General features: G+C 73.6%; 16 protein-coding genes. 14 read left to right on the top strand and 2 right to left on the bottom strand.

The features are described 5' to 3' along the window. Positions 1 to 72: 72 nt before the first annotated feature. The 8 genes from thrS (at position 73) to BLS43_RS06620 (ending at position 7,842) form a co-directional block, all read left to right on the top strand. Complete coding sequence (gene thrS, locus BLS43_RS06655) at positions 73 to 2,115, top strand: threonine--tRNA ligase (protein ID WP_093078286.1); 2,043 nt, start codon at positions 73 to 75, stop codon at positions 2,113 to 2,115. Positions 2,116 to 2,143: 28 nt separating this feature from the next. After that, positions 2,144 to 2,662, top strand: coding sequence for an HIT family protein (locus BLS43_RS06650; protein WP_093078585.1), 519 nt, complete (start codon positions 2,144 to 2,146; stop codon positions 2,660 to 2,662). Between the two features lie 65 nt (positions 2,663 to 2,727). Beyond that, positions 2,728 to 3,339, top strand: coding sequence for a phosphatidylinositol phosphate synthase (gene pgsA, locus BLS43_RS06645; protein WP_093078283.1), 612 nt, complete (start codon positions 2,728 to 2,730; stop codon positions 3,337 to 3,339). Next, entirely contained in the window at positions 3,336 to 4,214 is an 879-nt protein-coding gene (locus tag BLS43_RS06640) for a phosphatidylinositol mannoside acyltransferase (RefSeq protein WP_093078281.1), read from the top strand. The genes pgsA and BLS43_RS06640 overlap by 4 nt, the downstream gene beginning before the upstream one ends. Next, complete coding sequence (locus BLS43_RS06635) at positions 4,211 to 5,284, top strand: glycosyltransferase family 4 protein (RefSeq protein ID WP_093078278.1); 1,074 nt, start codon at positions 4,211 to 4,213, stop codon at positions 5,282 to 5,284. The genes BLS43_RS06640 and BLS43_RS06635 overlap by 4 nt, the downstream gene beginning before the upstream one ends. After that, positions 5,281 to 5,874, top strand: coding sequence for a hypothetical protein (locus BLS43_RS06630; RefSeq protein WP_093078276.1), 594 nt, complete (start codon positions 5,281 to 5,283; stop codon positions 5,872 to 5,874). Before BLS43_RS06635 ends, BLS43_RS06630 begins: the two co-directional genes overlap by 4 nt. A 24-nt stretch (positions 5,875 to 5,898) precedes the next feature. After that, positions 5,899 to 6,816, top strand: a complete 918-nt coding sequence (pdxS, locus tag BLS43_RS06625; protein ID WP_093078273.1) for a pyridoxal 5'-phosphate synthase lyase subunit PdxS — start codon at positions 5,899 to 5,901, stop codon at positions 6,814 to 6,816. Positions 6,817 to 7,065: 249 nt separating this feature from the next. Then, on the top strand, positions 7,066 to 7,842 hold the full coding sequence (locus BLS43_RS06620) for a glycoside hydrolase family 16 protein (protein ID WP_093078271.1): 777 nt from the start codon (positions 7,066 to 7,068) through the stop codon (positions 7,840 to 7,842). Positions 7,843 to 7,854: 12 nt separating this feature from the next. Here BLS43_RS06620 and BLS43_RS06615 read toward each other — a convergent pair whose 3' ends face one another. After that, positions 7,855 to 8,406, bottom strand: coding sequence for a helix-turn-helix domain-containing protein (locus BLS43_RS06615; protein ID WP_093078269.1), 552 nt, complete (start codon positions 8,404 to 8,406; stop codon positions 7,855 to 7,857). Between the two features lie 54 nt (positions 8,407 to 8,460). On the opposite strand from BLS43_RS06615, the gene BLS43_RS06610 reads away from it, so the two are divergent. Continuing rightward, positions 8,461 to 9,135 carry an AzlC family ABC transporter permease gene (locus tag BLS43_RS06610; protein ID WP_093078266.1) on the top strand — a complete coding sequence of 225 codons (675 nt, stop codon included), beginning with the start codon at positions 8,461 to 8,463 and terminating at the stop codon, positions 9,133 to 9,135. Next, a complete protein-coding gene (locus BLS43_RS06605) occupies positions 9,132 to 9,440 on the top strand; it encodes an AzlD domain-containing protein (protein ID WP_093078264.1) in 309 nt (102 codons plus the stop codon). The genes BLS43_RS06610 and BLS43_RS06605 overlap by 4 nt, the downstream gene beginning before the upstream one ends. Before the next feature lie 12 nt (positions 9,441 to 9,452). Here BLS43_RS06605 and BLS43_RS06600 read toward each other — a convergent pair whose 3' ends face one another. Further along, on the bottom strand, positions 9,453 to 10,046 hold the full coding sequence (locus tag BLS43_RS06600; protein ID WP_093078262.1) for a superoxide dismutase family protein: 594 nt from the start codon (positions 10,044 to 10,046) through the stop codon (positions 9,453 to 9,455). Positions 10,047 to 10,162: 116 nt separating this feature from the next. Here BLS43_RS06600 and BLS43_RS06595 point away from each other — a divergent pair, with 116 nt between their 5' ends. From BLS43_RS06595 to BLS43_RS06580, 4 genes are all read left to right on the top strand, one after another. Beyond that, positions 10,163 to 11,563 carry a DUF2867 domain-containing protein gene (locus BLS43_RS06595; RefSeq protein WP_093078260.1) on the top strand — a complete coding sequence of 467 codons (1,401 nt, stop codon included), beginning with the start codon at positions 10,163 to 10,165 and terminating at the stop codon, positions 11,561 to 11,563. Positions 11,564 to 12,017: 454 nt separating this feature from the next. Beyond that, positions 12,018 to 14,207: a glycosyltransferase family 2 protein gene (locus BLS43_RS06590; RefSeq protein WP_218129727.1), complete on the top strand. Its 2,190-nt coding sequence runs from the start codon at positions 12,018 to 12,020 to the stop codon at positions 14,205 to 14,207. After that, a complete protein-coding gene (locus BLS43_RS06585; protein WP_093078256.1) occupies positions 14,204 to 14,932 on the top strand; it encodes a hypothetical protein in 729 nt (242 codons plus the stop codon). The genes BLS43_RS06590 and BLS43_RS06585 overlap by 4 nt, the downstream gene beginning before the upstream one ends. After that, on the top strand, positions 14,929 to 16,866 hold the full coding sequence (locus BLS43_RS06580; RefSeq protein ID WP_143029951.1) for a glycosyl hydrolase: 1,938 nt from the start codon (positions 14,929 to 14,931) through the stop codon (positions 16,864 to 16,866). Before BLS43_RS06585 ends, BLS43_RS06580 begins: the two co-directional genes overlap by 4 nt. Positions 16,867 to 16,871 lie beyond the last annotated feature (5 nt).

Raw genomic sequence — 16,871 nt, 5'->3', positions numbered from 1 at the left:
CCGCGAGAACCGGGTGGCGGCGCCGCACTAGCATCGGGGGGACCGTTCGTTCGATTCCTCGAGGAGCCCCCTGTGTCCGCAGCACCCGCCCCGCCCGCGTCCGCGCCGATCACGGTGCCCGCGGGGACGACCGCGGGGGCCCGGATCCGGGAGGCGGGCCTGCCGACGAGCGGGCCACAGGCGATCGTCGTGGTGAAGGACGGGCAGGGGAACCTCAAGGACCTCGCGTGGGCACCCGAGGCGGACGCCGAGGTCCTGCCGGTCACCGCGGACTCCGACGAGGGCCGCAGCGTGATCCGGCACTCCGCCGCGCACGTCCTGGCCCAGGCGGTGCAGCAGCTGTACCCGGAGGCCAAGCTCGGCATCGGCCCGCCCGTCACGGACGGCTTCTACTACGACTTCGACGTCGAGAAGCCCTTCACCCCGGACGACCTGCGCACGCTCGAGTCGGCGATGAAGAAGATCATCAAGTCCGGGCAGCGGTTCTCCCGGCGGCTGTTCGCGTCGAAGGACGAGGCCCGCGCCGAGCTCAAGGACGAGCCGTACAAGCTGGAGCTGATCGACCTCAAGGGCCCCGAGGAGGACGTGGTCGAGATCGACTCCTCCGGCGAGCTCACGATCTACGACAACGTCCACGCGCACACCGGCGCCACCGTCTGGTCGGACCTGTGCCGCGGCCCGCACCTGCCGACCACGAAGTACATCCCGGCGTTCGCGCTGACCAGGACCGCCGCGGCGTACTGGCGGGGGTCGGAGAAGAACCCGCAGCTGCAGCGCATCTACGGCACCGCGTGGGAGTCGCAGGAGGCGCTCGACGCCTACCTGGAGCGCGTGGCCGAGGCCGAGCGCCGCGACCACCGCCGCCTCGGCGCCGAGCTGGACCTGTTCTCCTTCCCGGACCAGATCGGCTCGGGCCTGCCGGTGTTCCACCCCAAGGGCGGTGTGATCCGCAAGGAGCTGGAGGACTACTCCCGGCGCAAGCACGAGCGGGCCGGGTACGAGTTCGTCAACACCCCGCACATCACCAAGGGGCAGCTGTTCCGGACCTCCGGCCACCTCGAGTGGTACGAGGAGGGCATGTACCCGGGGATGATCCTCGACGAGGAGCGCAACGCGGACGGGACCGTCCGCAAGCCAGGCCAGGACTACTACCTCAAGCCCATGAACTGCCCGATGCACAACCTGATCTTCGACGCGCGCGGCCGCAGCTACCGCGAGCTGCCGCTGCGCCTGTTCGAGTTCGGGACGGTGTACCGGTACGAGAAGTCCGGCGTGGTGCACGGCCTGACCCGCGCCCGCGGCTTCACCCAGGACGACGCGCACATCTACTGCACCGAGGAGCAGATGGAGGGCGAGATCGCCTCCCTGCTGGACTTCGTGCTCAACCTGCTGCGGGACTACGGCCTGGACGACTTCTACCTGGAGATCTCCACCCGCAACCCGGAGAAGTCCATCGGCTCGGACGAGGAGTGGGAGCGCGCCACCGCGGTGCTGCGCAAGGTCGCCGAGGAGACCGGGCTCACGCTCACCGAGGACCCGGGCGGCGCCGCCTTCTACGCGCCGAAGATCAGCGTGCAGGTGAAGGACGCGATCGGCCGCAGCTGGCAGATGTCCACCATCCAGGTCGACCTCATGCTGCCGGAGCGCTTCGACCTGCAGTACACGGCGTCGGACGGGAGCAGGCAGCGGCCGGTCATGATCCACCGTGCGCTGTTCGGCTCCATCGAGCGGTTCTTCGGCGTGCTCCTGGAGCACTACGCGGGCGCGTTCCCGGCCTGGCTGGCGCCGACCCAGGTCGTCGCGATCCCGGTCACCGACGAGCAGGTGCCCGCCGTGGAGGAGGTCGTCGGCCTGCTGCGCGAGCGCGGCGTGCGCGTGGAGCTCGACTCGGGGGACGACCGGATGCAGAAGAAGATCCGCACCCACACCCTGGCGAAGGTGCCGTTCCTGCTGCTCGCGGGCGCGCGGGACGTGGAGGCGGGTGCGGTCAGCTTCCGCTTCCGGGACGGGTCGCAGGTCAACGGGATCCCGGTGGCGCAGGCCGTGGAGGCGGTCGTCGCGTGGATCGCGAGCCGCAGCAACGTGAACCCGACCGCCGAGACCTTCACCGTCTAGGCTCGCGGACGTGCCCGATCTGGAACCGATGGACGGTGTCGGCACGCCGGACGGGTTCCGCAGGCTGTGGACGCCGCACCGGCTCGCCTACATCAAGGAGGCGGGCGAGGGCAGTTGCCCGTTCTGCCGGATCCCGTCCCTGCCGGACGCCGACGGGCTGGTCGTGGCGCGCGGCGAGACCGTGTTCGCCCTGCTCAACCTGCACCCGTACAACCCCGGGCACCTGATGGTCCTGCCGTACCGGCACGTCGCGGAGCTCGAGGACCTCACCGCGGCGGAGTCGGCGGAGCTGATGCTGTTCACCCAGCGCGCGATCCGGGCGATGAAGAAGGTGTCGGCGCCGCACGCCTTCAACACCGGGCTCAACCTGGGCACGGTCGCGGGCGGGTCGCTGGCCGACCACCTGCACCAGCACGTCGTGCCGCGGTGGGGTGGGGACGCCAACTTCATCGCGGTCGTCGGGCAGACGAAGGTCATCCCGCAGCTGCTCTCCGAGACCCGCGAGCTGTTGGCGGGCGCGTGGGAGCCCACCTGGAGCCCCGACTAGTCTGAACGACCCGGGACGTCCGGACCGGTGCACGGCGGAACCATGCGAGGAGTCGGCGCGACCCGATGCTCAACCTTCACGCCCGCGAGTACGTCAACCGGGTGACCGACCCGATCGGCCGCGCGCTGGTCGAGCGGGGGTTGACCCCGAACACCGTCACGGTGGTCGGGACCGTCGGCGCGTCGGCCGCCGCGCTCTGGTTCTTCCCGCGGGGCGAGCTCGCGATCGGCCCGTGGGTGATCACGTTCTTCGTCCTGCTGGACCTCGTCGACGGCGCCATGGCCCGCGCGGGCGGCAAGGGAACCGCGTTCGGCGCGGTGCTCGACTCGACCTGCGACCGGATCGCCGACGGCGCGCTGCTCGCCGGCCTGACCTGGTGGTGCCTGGGTGTCGGCGAGGAGCGGGTGCTCGGCATCGCCGCGATGATCTGCCTGGTCAGCAGCCAGCTGATCTCGTACGTGAAGGCTCGCGCGGAGGGCATGGGGCTCGACGCGGACGGCGGGCTGGTCGAGCGCGCCGAGCGCCTGATCGTCGTCCTGCTGGGCACGTTCCTGCACGGCGTCGGGGTGCCGTACGCGCTGCACGTGGCCCTGTGGGGGCTCGCGGCGGCCTCGGTGTACACGGTGCTGCAGCGCCTCGTCCTGGTGCACGGCAGCGCCCGGGACCAAGCCCGGTGAACCCCGCCGAGCTCGGCTACGGCGCCGCGTGGCGCGTGCTCCGGCACGTGCCGCGCCCGGTGGCGGGGCTCGGGTTCGAGGCGGGCGGCGACCTGGCGGCCCGCCGCGGGGGCGCCGGCGTCGCGCGGCTGCGGGCGAACCTCGCCCGCGTCGTCCCCGGTCTCGCGGGCGCCGAGCTCGACCGGCTGGTCCGGGCGGCCATGCGCAGCTACGCGCGGTACTGGAACGAGGCGTTCCGGCTGCCCGCCCTGCCCCCCGGCACGATCCACAGCGGGATGCACGGCGCCGCGACCGGCATCGGGCCCGGGATCGCGGCCATGCAGGCGGGCCGCGGCGTGGTCTACGCGCTGCCGCACGCGGGGAACTGGGACGTCGCCGGGGTCTACATCCTCGAGGAGATGCGCAGGCACGGGCTGCCCGCGGAGATGACCACCGTCGTCGAGCGGCTGGAGCCGGAGTCGGTGTTCCGGCGGTTCGTCTCCTACCGCGAGTCGCTGGGGTTCGAGGTCGTGGCGCAGGACGAGGGGCGGGCGGCCCACCTCGCGCTCACCCGGCGGCTGCGGGCCGGGGGACTGGTGTGCCTGGTCAGCGACCGGGACCTGACCGGCGGCGGAGTGGAGGTCGGCTTCTTCGGCGAGTCGGTCCGGTTCCCCTCCGGCCCCGCGTCCCTGGCCGCGCTGACCGGTGCCGCCCTGTACCCGGTGGGCCCCTACTTCCTGCCGCGCGGGCGGTGGGGGGTCACGGTCCTGCCGGAGATCCCGGTGCCGGACCGGGCCGCCGTGCGCAAGGCGACCCAGGAGCTGGCGTCGGCGTTCGAGGAGCTCATCGCCGCGCACCCGGCCGACTGGCACATGCTGCAGGAGCTGACGCGGTGAGGATCGGGATCGTCTGTCCCTACTCGCTCGACGTCCCGGGCGGGGTCCAGAGCCACGTCGTCGACCTGGCGCGGGCGCTGCGCGCGCTGGGGCACGACGTCTCGGTGCTCGCCCCCGCCGAGGAGGGCGCCGACCTGCCGGACTTCGTGACCCCGGCCGGGAAGGCGCTCGGGGTGCCCTACAACGGGTCCGTGGCACGTGTGACGTTCGGGCCGGTCACCTACGCGCGGGCCCGCCGGTGGCTCGCCGACCACGAGTTCGACGTCCTGCACCTGCACGAACCCACCACCTTCTCCGTCTCGGTGCTCGCGCTGCTGGCGGCGGAGGGGCCGATCGTGGCGACCTTCCACACGTCCACGGAGCGGTCGCGCACCCTGCACGCGTTCGGCGGGGTGCTGCGGCCGCTGATGGAGAAGGTCACGGCGCGGATCGCGGTGTCGGCCACGGCGCGGCGGGTGCAGGTCGAGCACCTCGGCGGGGACGCGACGGAGATCCCGAACGGTGTGGACGTGGCGCGGTTCGCCCACGGGCCGCGGCTCCCGCTCGAGGGTCCGACGGTCGGGTTCGTCGGGCGCTTCTCCGAACCGCGCAAGGGCTTCTCGGTGCTCGTGGAGGCGCTCGACGGGCTCGGCGCCCGCCTGGTGGTGGTCGGGCGCGGGGACGCGGCCGAGCTGCCCGCGGGCGTGCAGTACCTCGGCGCGGTGGACGACGACACGAAGGCCGCCATGCTCCGCTCCGTGGACGTCTTCTGCGCCCCCAACCTGGGCGGCGAGAGCTTCGGCATGGTGCTCACCGAGGCGATGGCGGCGGGCGCCCCGGTCGTCGCGAGCGATCTGGAGTCCTTCCGCCGGGTGCTCGACGGCGCCGGCGTGCTGGTGCCGACGGGGTCCGTCGCCGGGCTGCGGGCCGCCCTGGGCGCGGTGCTCGCCGACCCCGCGCGGCGGGCGGCGATGTCCGCCGCGGGGCGGGCGCGGGCCGCCCGGTTCGACTGGCCGGTCGTGGCGGGCCAGGTGCTGCAGGTCTACCAGGCGGCGATCGCCGCCGATCCGCGTCAGGTGCCCGCGTCGTGAACGGGGCCACGACGTGGGTCGTCCTCGGCGTCGCCGTGCTGGTGCTCGTCTGGGTCACCGTGCTGTGCGTCGCGCGGTCGAGGCGGCTGGACCGGCTGCACCAGCGCACGGACGCCGCCCGGGTCGGCCTGGAGTCCGCGCTGGCCCGGCGGGCGTCCGTCGCGGTCGCCGTCGCGGAGGGGTTGGACGCGGCGCGGGCCCCGGAGGGCAGCCCGGTCGCCGCGCTCGGGCACGCCGCACGCGCCGCGGGCGCGGGCCTGGTCCGGGACCTGCCGCGCGAGTGGGACCAGGGCGTCGAGGCCCGGGAGCTGGTCGAGAACGCGCTCTCGCGCGCCCTGGGGGCGGTGGACCGGGAGCTGCTGCCCACCGCCGTGCTGGCCGAGCTGGTGGACGCCGAACAGCTCGTCGTGCTGGCCCGCCGCGTCCACAACGACGCCGTCCGGGACACCCGTGGCCTGCGGTCGAGGCGGCTCGTCCGGTGGCTGCGGCTCTACGGCACGGCACCGCTGCCGGAGTACTTCGAGATCGCCGAGTCGGCACCGCGCGGTGGACGCGTAGCATCTACGGACGGCCCGGTCTCCCGGGAGTAACCGTCGAGAAGGAGCGCCACAGCAATGTCCGCGTCGTCGTCCGAGCAGGTCCCCGCCGGTCAGGAGTTGGGCACCGCCCGCGTCAAGCGTGGCATGGCGGAGATGCTCAAGGGCGGTGTGATCATGGACGTGGTCACGCCCGAGCAGGCGAAGATCGCCGAGGACGCGGGCGCCGTCGCCGTCATGGCCCTCGAGCGCGTCCCCGCGGACATCCGGGCGCAGGGCGGCGTGGCGCGGATGAGCGACCCGGACATGATCCAGGGCATCATCGAGGCCGTCTCGATCCCGGTCATGGCCAAGGCCCGGATCGGGCACTTCGTCGAGGCGCAGGTCCTGCAGTCCCTCGGCGTGGACTACGTCGACGAGTCCGAGGTCCTCACCCCGGCCGACGAGGCGCACCACATCGACAAGTGGGCCTTCACCGTGCCCTTCGTCTGCGGCGCGACCAACCTGGGGGAGGCGCTGCGGCGGATCTCCGAGGGCGCGGCGATGATCCGCTCGAAGGGCGAGGCCGGCACCGGGAACGTCGTCGAGGCGACCCGGCACATGCGCGCGATGCGGTCGGAGATCAAGCGGCTCGGCACCCTGGACGAGGCGGAGCTGTTCATCGCGGCCAAGGAGCTGCGGGCGCCGGTGCAGCTCGTCGCCGAGGTCGCGGCGGCCGGGAAGCTGCCGGTCACGCTGTTCACCGCGGGCGGCATCGCCACCCCGGCGGACGCGGCGATGATGATGCAGCTCGGCGCCGAGGGCGTGTTCGTGGGCTCGGGCATCTTCAAGTCCGGCGACCCGGCGCAGCGCGCCGCGGCGATCGTCAAGGCCACCACGATGTTCGACGACGCGGACGTGATCGCCAAGGTCTCGCGCGGGCTCGGCGAGGCGATGGTCGGCATCGACATCCCGGATCTGCCCGACGCGCAGCGGTACGCCCAGCGCGGCTGGTAACGCCTTCGGGTGGCACCGCGGTGCGTGACGACGTCGGGTGGTCGAGACGTCGTCCGCCCGCCCGGCGCGGGGTGCGACCTGGGAGTCGGGCTCGGCACCACTCGGTTGCGCTGCGTGATCGAGGTGGCACGTTCCGGACACCGCGGTGCACTCCACGCCCACTCGAACGGGTGGCTGCTCCGATCGCGATCACTCTGAGGCTCTTACTGTCCGCTGTGACAGTTGGGGTTCGAGTGGTGGAGGCGACGGATGAGGTTCGTGCGTTCGGGCGTGCTCGGCGGTGTCGTCTGCTCGATCGTGGCCACGGCGATGATCACGGGGTCGGCGGTCGCGGACCCCGGCGCACCGGCCGGGTGTGCGCCCGCGGACACCAGCGCGGCCACCGCGTTCGGATGGGGCCGGCCGAACCGGGACGACGAGTTCGACGGCACCGCGCTGAGCGGCGAGTGGGAGCCCTACGACGGCCCCGGCCACAACGGCGCGGGCCGCCGCTCACCGGGCGCGTTCGCGGTGCAGGACGGGGTGCTCACCGTGAACGGCGGCGCCGACGGCACCACGGGCGGCATGGCGTGGGCTCCCGGCCAGCGGTACGGCCGGTGGGAGGCGCGGGTGCGCTCGCCCGCCGCGGACCCGAGCTACCATGCCGTCCTGCTGCTCTGGCCGGACGCCGAGAACTGGCCGAAGGGCGGCGAGGTCGACTTCATGGAGGACTCCGACCCGTCCCGCCAGAACACGGACATGTTCCTGCACTACGGCGCGGACAACAGCCAGCTCCACGGCGACGTCCGGATCGACGCGACCCAGTGGCACGACTGGGCCGTCGAATGGACGCCCGACCACATCACCGCGTTCGTCGACGGGAAGCAGTGGTGGACCACCGACGACACGAGCGCCCTCCCTCCCGGCCCGATGCACCTCACCGTGCAGCTCGACTGGTTCCCCGAAGGAAAGGGGCAGGTCAAGGCCTCGGAGATGCAGGTCGACTGGGTCAGGCAGTACCCCCTCGACCCCGTGAGCGACCGCTGAGCGCGGCTCGGCTCAGACGTACTCCATGATCAGCACGGCGGCCGTGCCCGGGGCGAGGGCCTGGTAGGAGTGGGGGAGGTCGCCGGGGAAGCGGGCGTAGTCGCCCGGGCCGAGCTCCACCTCCTCGCCCTGCGGCCCCGCGACCCAGCGCCCCGCCGTCACGACCAGGTGTTCGGTGGTGCCCGGGATGTGGGCGTGGGCGGCCCGGGCCTCGCCGGGCTCCGCGGTGATCACGTGCAGGTCGCGCCGGGCGCCGGGTGGGCAGGCGGCGAGCAGGGTGCCGGTGAACGGCGAGTGGTCGGACGGGATCACCACGCCCTGCCCGGCCCGGACGACGGTCGTCCCGCGGTCGGGGGGATCGACGAGCCGGGAGAACGGGACGTCGAGCACGACGGCGATCGCCCACAGCGTCTCGACGCTCGGGTTGCCCGCCCCCGCCTCCAGCTGCGAGACGGTGGACTTGGACAGCCCCGCCCGCCGCGCCAGCTCGCCGAGCGAGAGCTCCTGCCGGGTCCGTTCGCGGCGGACGGCCAGGGCGATGCCGTCGAGCGGTGTTCGGCTCATCGAACACTCAAACCGGTTTGACGAACGCCTGCCATGCCGGTCACTCTAGCGGACATGCGTTCGGCAGAGCGAACAGTCGACCTTCGGGACGTCGCCGCGTTGGCGGCGGCGGTGGGGATCGTCGGCATGTCGTACGGGGCCCTCGCGGCGTCGGCGGGCATCCCGTGGCCCCTGGTGGTCGGGATGTCGCTGCTGGTGTTCGCGGGCGGATCGCAGTTCCTGGCGGTCGCGGTGGTGGTCGCGGGCGGTGCGCCGGTGGCCGCGGTGGCCGCCGGACTGCTGATCAACCTGCGGCACCTTCCGTTCGGGCTGGCGATCGGCGAGGTCGTCGGCCGGTCGTGGCCCGCGCGGCTGGTCGGGGCGCACCTGCTGATCGACGAGAACGTGGCGCTGACCCGCTCGCGCGGCACCGGGCCCCGCGGCACCCGCGTGTACTGGCTCTGCGGGGCGAGCCTGTTCGTCGCGTGGAACCTCGGCTCGGTGGTCGGGCTGCTGGCGGGCGGGCGGATCCCCGATCCCGCGGTCTTCGGCGTGGACGCGGCCTTCCCGGCGGCGCTGCTCGCGCTGCTGCTCCCGTCGCTGAGGCAGGCGGACGCGCGGCGGGTCGGGATCGCCGCGGCCGTGCTCGCGCTGGCCGCGACGCCCTTCCTGCCCGCCGGGGTGCCCGTGCTCGTAGGGCTGGCGGGGCTGCTGGTGGCCCTGCGCCCGGCGCAGGAGGTGCGGTCGTGAGCTGGCCCGCGCTGCTGGCGCTCGCCGTGGGCACGTACGGGATCCGGCTGGCCGGGATCCTGTTGCGGGACCGGCTGCGGCTCCCGGAGCGGGCGACCCGGCTCCTCGACCTGGGCGCGACGGCCCTGCTGATCGCCCTCGTCGCCACCGCGGCGCTCACCGAGGACGGCGGTTTCGCGGGCTGGGCCCGCCCCGCCGGCGTGGTGGCGGGCGCGGCGGCGGCGCTGCTGAAGGCCCCGTTCGTGCTGGTCGTGGTGCTGGCGGCGGGCGTCGCGGCCGGTCTGCGGGCGCTCGGGATCCCTTAGGGCGGGTCTGTCTTACGGCGCGAAGTCCACCGTCACGCAGCCCACACGGTCGCCCGCGGTGCCCGCCTTGCCGGCCTCGGTGGCCGTCGCCTTCTCGTGCACCACGACGGACTGCGCCGCGCGATCGGGGGTGAAGGCCCACTCCGCCTGGGTGGCGGTGACCGAACCCGCGCCCGAGGCGTCGGTCGTGAAGTCCAGCCACACCTCGTTGGCCGGGTTGGCGAACGCCGGGTCGACGCTGGGGGTGACCGGGTCGGCGGCGTGCTGGAAGTGCGGCCCGGAGTCCGCCGCGGCCGGGCCGCAGGCCTTCTGGTGGGCGTGCGCGCCGTAGGTCCGGTTCGGCGCCAGGCCGGTCACGGCGAGCGTGATGGTGCTGGTGGCGTCGGTCGTCTCGCCGGTCACCCGGGCGGTGGCCCCCTCGGGGACCAGCTCGGGATCGTAGGTCAGGGCGACGCCCTGCGTCCCGAACGTGCCGGTCACGTCGACCGCGGAGGAGGCGGACGAGGACGCGGACGGGGACGACGGGGCGGCGGGGGAGGAGCCGCAGCCTGCGAGAAGGGCGGTGGCGGCGAGAACGGGGAGCACGAGCAGGCGCGTGGAGAGCATCGCCCAGAGATACCCCGCGGGGGTGTACCGGGCCGCGCCGACGGGCCCGGCGTCCCCCGATCGTGGCGCCGAGGGCTCGCCGCGCGGGGACGAGCGGTTCGCGCGACGATCGGGGTGTGCGTGCTCTCGTGATCGGTGCGACCGGCTATGTCGGCGCGCGGCTGGTGCCGCGGCTCCTCGGGGCGGACGCGACCGTCCGGTGCCTGGTCCGGTCCCCGGAGAAGCTGGCCCGGACGGGGTTCGCCGACCGGGTGGAGGTGGTCCGCGGGGACGTCCTGGAGGCGGTCGCGGAGGCCTGCGCCGACGTCGACGTCCTCTACCACCTCGTCCACTCGATGGACGGCCCCGGGTTCGCGGAGCGGGACCGGGAGATCGCGGAGGCCGTCGCGGACGCCGCCGCCCGCGCGGGGGTGCGGCGGATCGTCTACCTGGGAGGACTCCAGCCCGCCGACGGCGGCAACTCGGCGCACCTGCGCTCGCGCGGCGAGGTGGGAGAGGTGCTCCTGGCGGGCCCGGTGCCCGCCGTCGTGCTGCAGGCCGGGATCGTCGTGGGGCGCGGGTCGGCGAGCTTCGAGATGATCCGGCACGTCGCGGAGACGGTCTTCGGGGGCCCGCTCGCGCTCCCGCTGCCGGACCAGGCCTGGAACCGTGTGCAGCCCATCGCGATCGACGACGTCCTGTACTGGCTGACCGCCGCGCTGCGGCTCCCGGCCGGGACGAACCGCACGTTCGACGTCGGCGGCCCGGACGCCCCCACCTACGTCGAGCTGCTCCGGGGGTACGCGCGCGAGGCCGGTCTGGCCCGGGCGGTGACCGTGCCGGTGCCGGTCGCGGCGCCCCGGCTCGGCGCCCGCGCCGTCGGGCTGCTGACCCCGGTCGACCGCGAGCTCGCCGCGCCGCTGCTGGAGTCGATGGCCCACGAGCTGGTCTGCCGCGAGGACGACCTGGCCGGGCTGGTCGGGGAGCCGCCCGGCGGCCGGACCTCCTACCCCGAGGCGGTCCGGCGGGCCCTGGCCGATCCCGGGACGCCGGGCGACCTGCCCGGCTCCGGGCCGCCCGAGATCACCGGCAGGCACGTGGTCGAGGTGGACGCCCCGGTCGAGGACCTCTGGGCGGTCGTCGCCGGGATCGGTGGCGACGAGGGCTGGCACACGCTCCCGGGGGTGTGGGCCGTGCGACAGCGGCTCGATGGTCTGATCGGCGGCGTCGGGCTGCGCCGCGGCAGGCCTCGGCGACTGGAGCCGGGCGCGGCGCTCGACTGGTGGCGGGTCGAGGAGGTCGAGCCGGGACGCTCGCTCCTGCTGCGGGCGGAGACCCGCATGCCGGGCACCGCTCGGCTGCGCATGACCGCCGAACCCACCGGCCCGGGCACGAGCCGCTACACCCAGACCGTCACGTTCCGTCCCCGGGGCCTCGCAGGGCGCATCTACTGGTACGCCCAGAAGCCGGCGCACGATCTGGTGTTCGGGGTGACGGCGCGGATGGTCGCCTACCACGCGCAGGGCCGAACGGAGTAGCGGCAGGGCCTGCTCGGTGGTCCCGGACTCTCAGGAACGGCGTTACCCGCCGAGGATCGTTGCGCCTGCACCTTTCGTTACCGAGTCGATCGGTGATCCTCCTCCCGTTGACCCGCCGGTTCGTCACCGAGAGCATTCGCCGCAGCCGTCCGCTCCCCGCACGGCCGCACCCGCACCCCCGCGGGTCGCCACGTTCCGCCGCGTTCCGGCCCGCCTCCCCCGAGGGCCGGGGCGCGGCGGTCGGCATTCGGGGGAGACCGCCGCCTCACGCGATCGGCCGAGAGCGACGCCCCGTTACCGATACCCACCGTGATGCCGTCCACCTTGACGGGTGAACGGATCGCCGACAGCATCGACGATGCTGCCGACGCTCCCCGCTTCCGGCGGCCTCGCCCGGGTCGCCGACGTCCCGGGCGCCGAGTCTCCACCCCGAGAGCCCCGGAGCTGCCCCGTCGTGCCCGTCCGACATACCGACCCGCCCCCCGCCCCGTCGCGCGCCCCGTCGTCCGTACCGGAGACGCCCGCCCGGACCCGCAGCCAGAAGGTCGCGGACTCGCCCTCGCTGATGGCGATCGTCGCCATCGCGGCGGTCGGGGTGCTGCTCTACACCGTGTTCCTGTTCGACTTCGGCCATCGCGGCGACTGGCCCGCCTACCTGCTGGTCGTGGTCGCCGAGTCGTTCATCGTGGTGCAGGCGCTGATCTCGCTGTGGACCATCCTGTCCAGCGGCCACGACCCGCGCGACTACACGTTCAACGAGGCGCAGCGCGCGCTCTACGGCAACCAGGTCGAGCAGACCATGGCCATCGGCATCGGCATGCGGCACGCCGAGATGCAGCTCAACGACTTCCCGATCACGGTGGACGTCTTCATCACCACCTACGGCGAGGCGCTCGCGGACATCCGCAAGACCGTCGAGGCGGCCGTCGCGATGGACGGCGCGCACACGACCTACGTGCTCGACGACGGCAAGTCGGCCGCGGTCCGGGACCTCGCGCGCGAGCTCGGGGCCGAGTACGTGGCCCGGGAGGGCAACGCCCACGCCAAGGCGGGCAACGTCAACCACGCCCTGTCGATCACCACGGGCGACCTGTTCGTGATCCTCGACGCGGACTTCGTCGCGCGCCCGGACTTCCTCCACGAGACCGTCCCGTTCTTCGCGGACCCCACGGTCGCGTTCGTCCAGACCCCGCAGACCTACGGCAACCTGCGCGGGCTCATCTCGCGCGGCGCCGGGTACATGCAGACGGTCTTCTACAAGTTCACCCAGCCCGGCAAGAACCGCTTCAACGCGGCCTTCTGCGTCGGCACGAACGTGGTGTTCCGGCGGACCGCGGTCATGGAGATCGGCGGCATCTGGCAGGAGTCGAAGTCCGAGGACGTCTGGACGTCGATGAAACTCCACGAGCGCGGCTGGCGGTCGATCTTCATCGGCACCGAGCTCGCCGTCGGGCACACCCCGGAGACAATCGAGACCTACACCAAGCAGCAGCTGCGGTGGGCCACCGGCGGCTTCGAGATCCTGTTCCGGGCCAACCCGATGGGCCGCGGCCGGGCGCTCACGCTGGACCAGCGCCTGCAGTACTTCGGCACGGCGACCTTCTACCTGGTCGGCATCGCGCCGGGGCTGCTGCTGCTCGTCCCGCCGCTGCAGATCTACTTCGGGATCGCCCCCATCAGCCAGGACGTCCCCGGCCTGACGTGGTTCTTCTACTACGCCGGCTTCTACTTCATGCAGATCGTGGTCGCGCTGTTCACCATCGGCTCGTTCCGGTGGGAGACGCTGCTGCTGGCCACGGCCTCGTTCCCGATCTACGTCAAGGCCTTCGCGAACGCGCTGCTGCGCCGCGACCAGGCCTGGAGCGTGACCGGGCAGAAGGGCGTGCGGAACTCGCCGTTCACGTTCATCGTGCCGCAGGTCCTGGCGTTCGTCTTCCTGCTCGCGACGTCCGTGGTGGGGGTCTGGCAGGCCCAGCTCGACCGGGCGTTCTCCCTGGCCGTGTTCTGGAACATCCTCAACACCCTCGTGCTGGGGGCGTTCGTGGTCACGGCGCTCAAGGAGTCCCGCGAGATCGCCCGCGCCTCCCGCGAGCTGCGCGCGCTGCGCCGCGCCGGGCGCGAGCCGGTCGGGGAGCACGACGAGAAGGTGGTCACCCCGGTGCTGCCCGAGCCGCGCGAGGAGCGTCGCGCGGTGGCGATCAAGCCGGTCACGCCCGTCCCGCCCCCGCGTCCCGCGATCGCCGCCACCCAGGCCGTCGCGGCGGTGCCGCGGCGCCACCGCGCCGTGGCCGTCCGCGGACCGGCACCCCGGCCCGCGACCCGGCCCACACCGCTGCCCCCTCTCCGGCCCGCGGCTCCGCGCCCGCCCGCGCCGGTGCTGCCCAGCCAGTCCGGGCCGCCGTCGATCAGCGGCCCGCTGCCCGGCCTGCCGATCGGGGGCGGGCCCGGGCGTGCCCGGCGGTCCGCAGGCGGTCCGCGGGCCGCGGAGGAGCCCGAACCCCGGACGGCCCCCGTCCCGGTCGTCCCGTCCCCGCGCCGCCGCAGCGCGAGCGGCGCCGACCTGGCCGCGGAGGTCCTCTCCTTCAGCGGCGACTCCTTCAGCGGCGACGCCCCCGCCCGCCGCCGCGACCGGAGGTCCCGATGACGCTCGTGCGCCGCGTGCGGCTGCTGATCGGCATCATCGTGGTGCTGCTGGTCGCCGCCTACCTGACCATGCTGGTCAACGCCCGCAAGGGCGAGGTCGAGAGCGCCTCGGCGTCGCTGGCCGCGGAGAGCTACCCGGTCGGGACGGACTACTCCGGCACGCTCAGTGCCCAGCTGGTGCAGGTCGGTGACGAGGTGCAGGTCGGACAGCCCCTGTTCGAGCTGCAGAGCGCCACCCTCGCCCGCGACCTCGCCCAGGGCCTGGTCGACCCGGCCAAGGTGCCGTACCAGATCAAGGACGGCTCCACGATGGTCCTGACGGCGACGGACCAGGGCCGCGTCGAAGGCGTCTCCTTCGCGGTGGGGTCCTTCGTGACCGCGAACTCCGAGCTCGCGACGGTGCAGCGGGCGGGCTCGCTCTACGTCGATGCCGAGTTCGTGCTGACCGCCCCGGACTACGCGCGGCTGCCGCCGAACGCCACCATCGACGTCCTGCTGCCGAACAACGAGACGGTCCGCGCCCAGGCCGGGCGGATCCAGGTCCGGACCGAGAACGGCGAGGCCCGGACCGTGGTGCAGGCCTTCAGCCCCGAGCTGGGGGACGCGACCGCGGACGGCCTGTTCGCCGTCGGGTCGCCGGTGCAGGCCACGCTGCACCTGCGCAACGAGGGCGTGGTCACCGACGTCACGCAGTGGTTCACCGACCTGACCGGGTTCACCCCGTGAGGCGGGTGGGCCTGCTGCTGCTCACCCTCCTGCTCACGGGCTGCACCGTGCAGATCGAGGGGACCCCGGTGGCCGAGGGCGGCAGCGACCCCGAGCTCGCCGCCGCGGTCGCCGCGCTGCCGCAGCGCAGCATCGGCACCGCCCCGGCGATGCGACTGGCCGCGGGCCTGGTCCCGCCGACCAACCGCTGGTTCTCCGGGCTGGTGTTCCCGCCCGAGCCGCAGCCGGTCTTCCCGCTGCCGCTCTCGGTCGGGCTCAAGCCCGGCGGGCTCACGATCGGGGTCCCGCAGGTCCGGGCCGAGGACAAGACGGTGTTCGGCTCGCACACCCCCGCCCTGGACGTCCCGATCGACGGCACGGACCTGCAGGTCGCGGCCTACGACGACCTGACGGTGACCGTCGCCTACCTCGACCGCGGCGCCGAGGTGGGCCGGGTCGTCCTCACCCGCGGCTCGCCGTTCGTGCACTACACCGCGACCCGCGCCCAGTCCCTCACGGTCGGGCCGCAGCCGCTGCGCGCGGACGGCACGGTCGACATCCGCGGCGGCACCTACGGGGTGGCGACCGACGGGTCGTTGCGCGGGTCCGTCCTCGACCTGCCCGCGGGCGGGGCCGCCACCTTCTACGCCGTCCCGGCGGACGGGGACCCGGCCGAGTTCGCCGCCGCCGCGCGGGTCGCGGTGACCGGCGGCTCGGTCGTCGAGCAGGTCGACGGGGACACCGTCGCGACCACGCTGACCTACCGGACCTCCGGCGGCGACACGATCGTCGGCGCGATGCCCGGCCAGGGTGCGGCGGGGTGCCCGAGCGTGGGGTCGTTCGCCACGCTCTACGGCCGCATGGACCTGTGCCGCACGACGTCGCTGCAGCTGCGCACGCCTGCGCTGACCCCGTCCGGCGCCCTCGACCTCGGCAGGCTCGACGCGGCCGAGCGGACCGAGCTCGAGCGGGCCGTCACGGCGGACACGGCAACGTTGCAGCTGACCGCCGCGGACACCTACTTCGGTGGGAAACAGCTGGCCAGGGCCACGAACCTGCTGACCCTCGCCGAGGGCCTGGACATGGCGCCGACCGCGCAGCGGATCCGCGACCAGCTCGTCCCGGTGCTGGAACAGTGGGCCGACCCCACGGGATGCGCCGAGCGGACCACGCACTGCTTCGTGTACGACCCGACGCTGCGCGGCATGGTGGGGCTCGAGAACTCGTTCGGCTCCGAGGAGTTCAACGACCACCAGTTCCACTACGGCTACTTCCTCTACGCCGCCGGGATCCTGGGCCGGGACGACCCCGCGCTCGTCGAGAGGATCGCGCCGGTGATCGACCTGCTGGCGGCGGACATCGGCAACGCCCGCGCCACGGGGGAGTTCCCCCGGGCCCGGGCGTTCGACCCGTACGAGGGCCACTCGTGGGCGTCCGGGTTCAGCCCGTTCGGCGACGGCAACAACCAGGAGTCCAGCTCCGAGTCGGTCACCGCCTACAACGGGCTGGCCCTGTGGGCGGAGCTGCGCGGACAGCCCGAGCAGCGCACGCAGGCCGTCGCGATGCTGTCCCGCGAGGCCTCGTCCGCGGTGCGGTACTGGACGCAGCCCGACCTGCCGTCGGGGTTCGGGCACGAGATCGTGTCCATCAACTGGGGCGGCAAACGGGACTACGCCACCTGGTTCAGCGCGGAACCCAGCGCGATCCTGGGGATCCAGCTGATCCCGATGTCGCCCGTCGCGGGCTACCTGGGTGGGGACGTCGACCGGATCCGCCGCGCCGTCGCCGAGGCCACCCCGAACGGCTACGACGTCCCGCTGGGCGACTACGTGCTGATGTACAAGGCGATGGCGGACCGCGACGAGGCCCTGCGCATCGCGCGCACCCTCCCGAACGACGCGATCGACGACGGCAACTCCCGCGCCTACCTCCTGGCCTGGATCCTCACCCGCTGAGATCC

This window comes from Pseudonocardia oroxyli, assembly GCF_900102195.1.
GTDB lineage: Bacteria > Actinomycetota > Actinomycetes > Mycobacteriales > Pseudonocardiaceae > Pseudonocardia > Pseudonocardia oroxyli.
Note: the sequence above shows the minus strand (reverse complement) of the source record. Positions and strands in the feature narration are given on the sequence as shown.

Coding starts and splice junctions, on each gene's coding strand:
- BLS43_RS06600 (WP_093078262.1), bottom strand. CDS start 10,046: ATGCTCTCCACGCGCCTGCTCGTGCTCCCCGTTCTCGCCGCCACCGCC.
- BLS43_RS06610 (WP_093078266.1), top strand. CDS start 8,461: ATGCGTTCGGCAGAGCGAACAGTCGACCTTCGGGACGTCGCCGCGTTG.
- BLS43_RS06650 (WP_093078585.1), top strand. CDS start 2,144: ATGGACGGTGTCGGCACGCCGGACGGGTTCCGCAGGCTGTGGACGCCG.
- BLS43_RS06615 (WP_093078269.1), bottom strand. CDS start 8,406: ATGAGCCGAACACCGCTCGACGGCATCGCCCTGGCCGTCCGCCGCGAA.
- BLS43_RS06585 (WP_093078256.1), top strand. CDS start 14,204: ATGACGCTCGTGCGCCGCGTGCGGCTGCTGATCGGCATCATCGTGGTG.
- BLS43_RS06620 (WP_093078271.1), top strand. CDS start 7,066: ATGAGGTTCGTGCGTTCGGGCGTGCTCGGCGGTGTCGTCTGCTCGATC.
- pdxS (WP_093078273.1), top strand. CDS start 5,899: ATGTCCGCGTCGTCGTCCGAGCAGGTCCCCGCCGGTCAGGAGTTGGGC.
- pgsA (WP_093078283.1), top strand. CDS start 2,728: ATGCTCAACCTTCACGCCCGCGAGTACGTCAACCGGGTGACCGACCCG.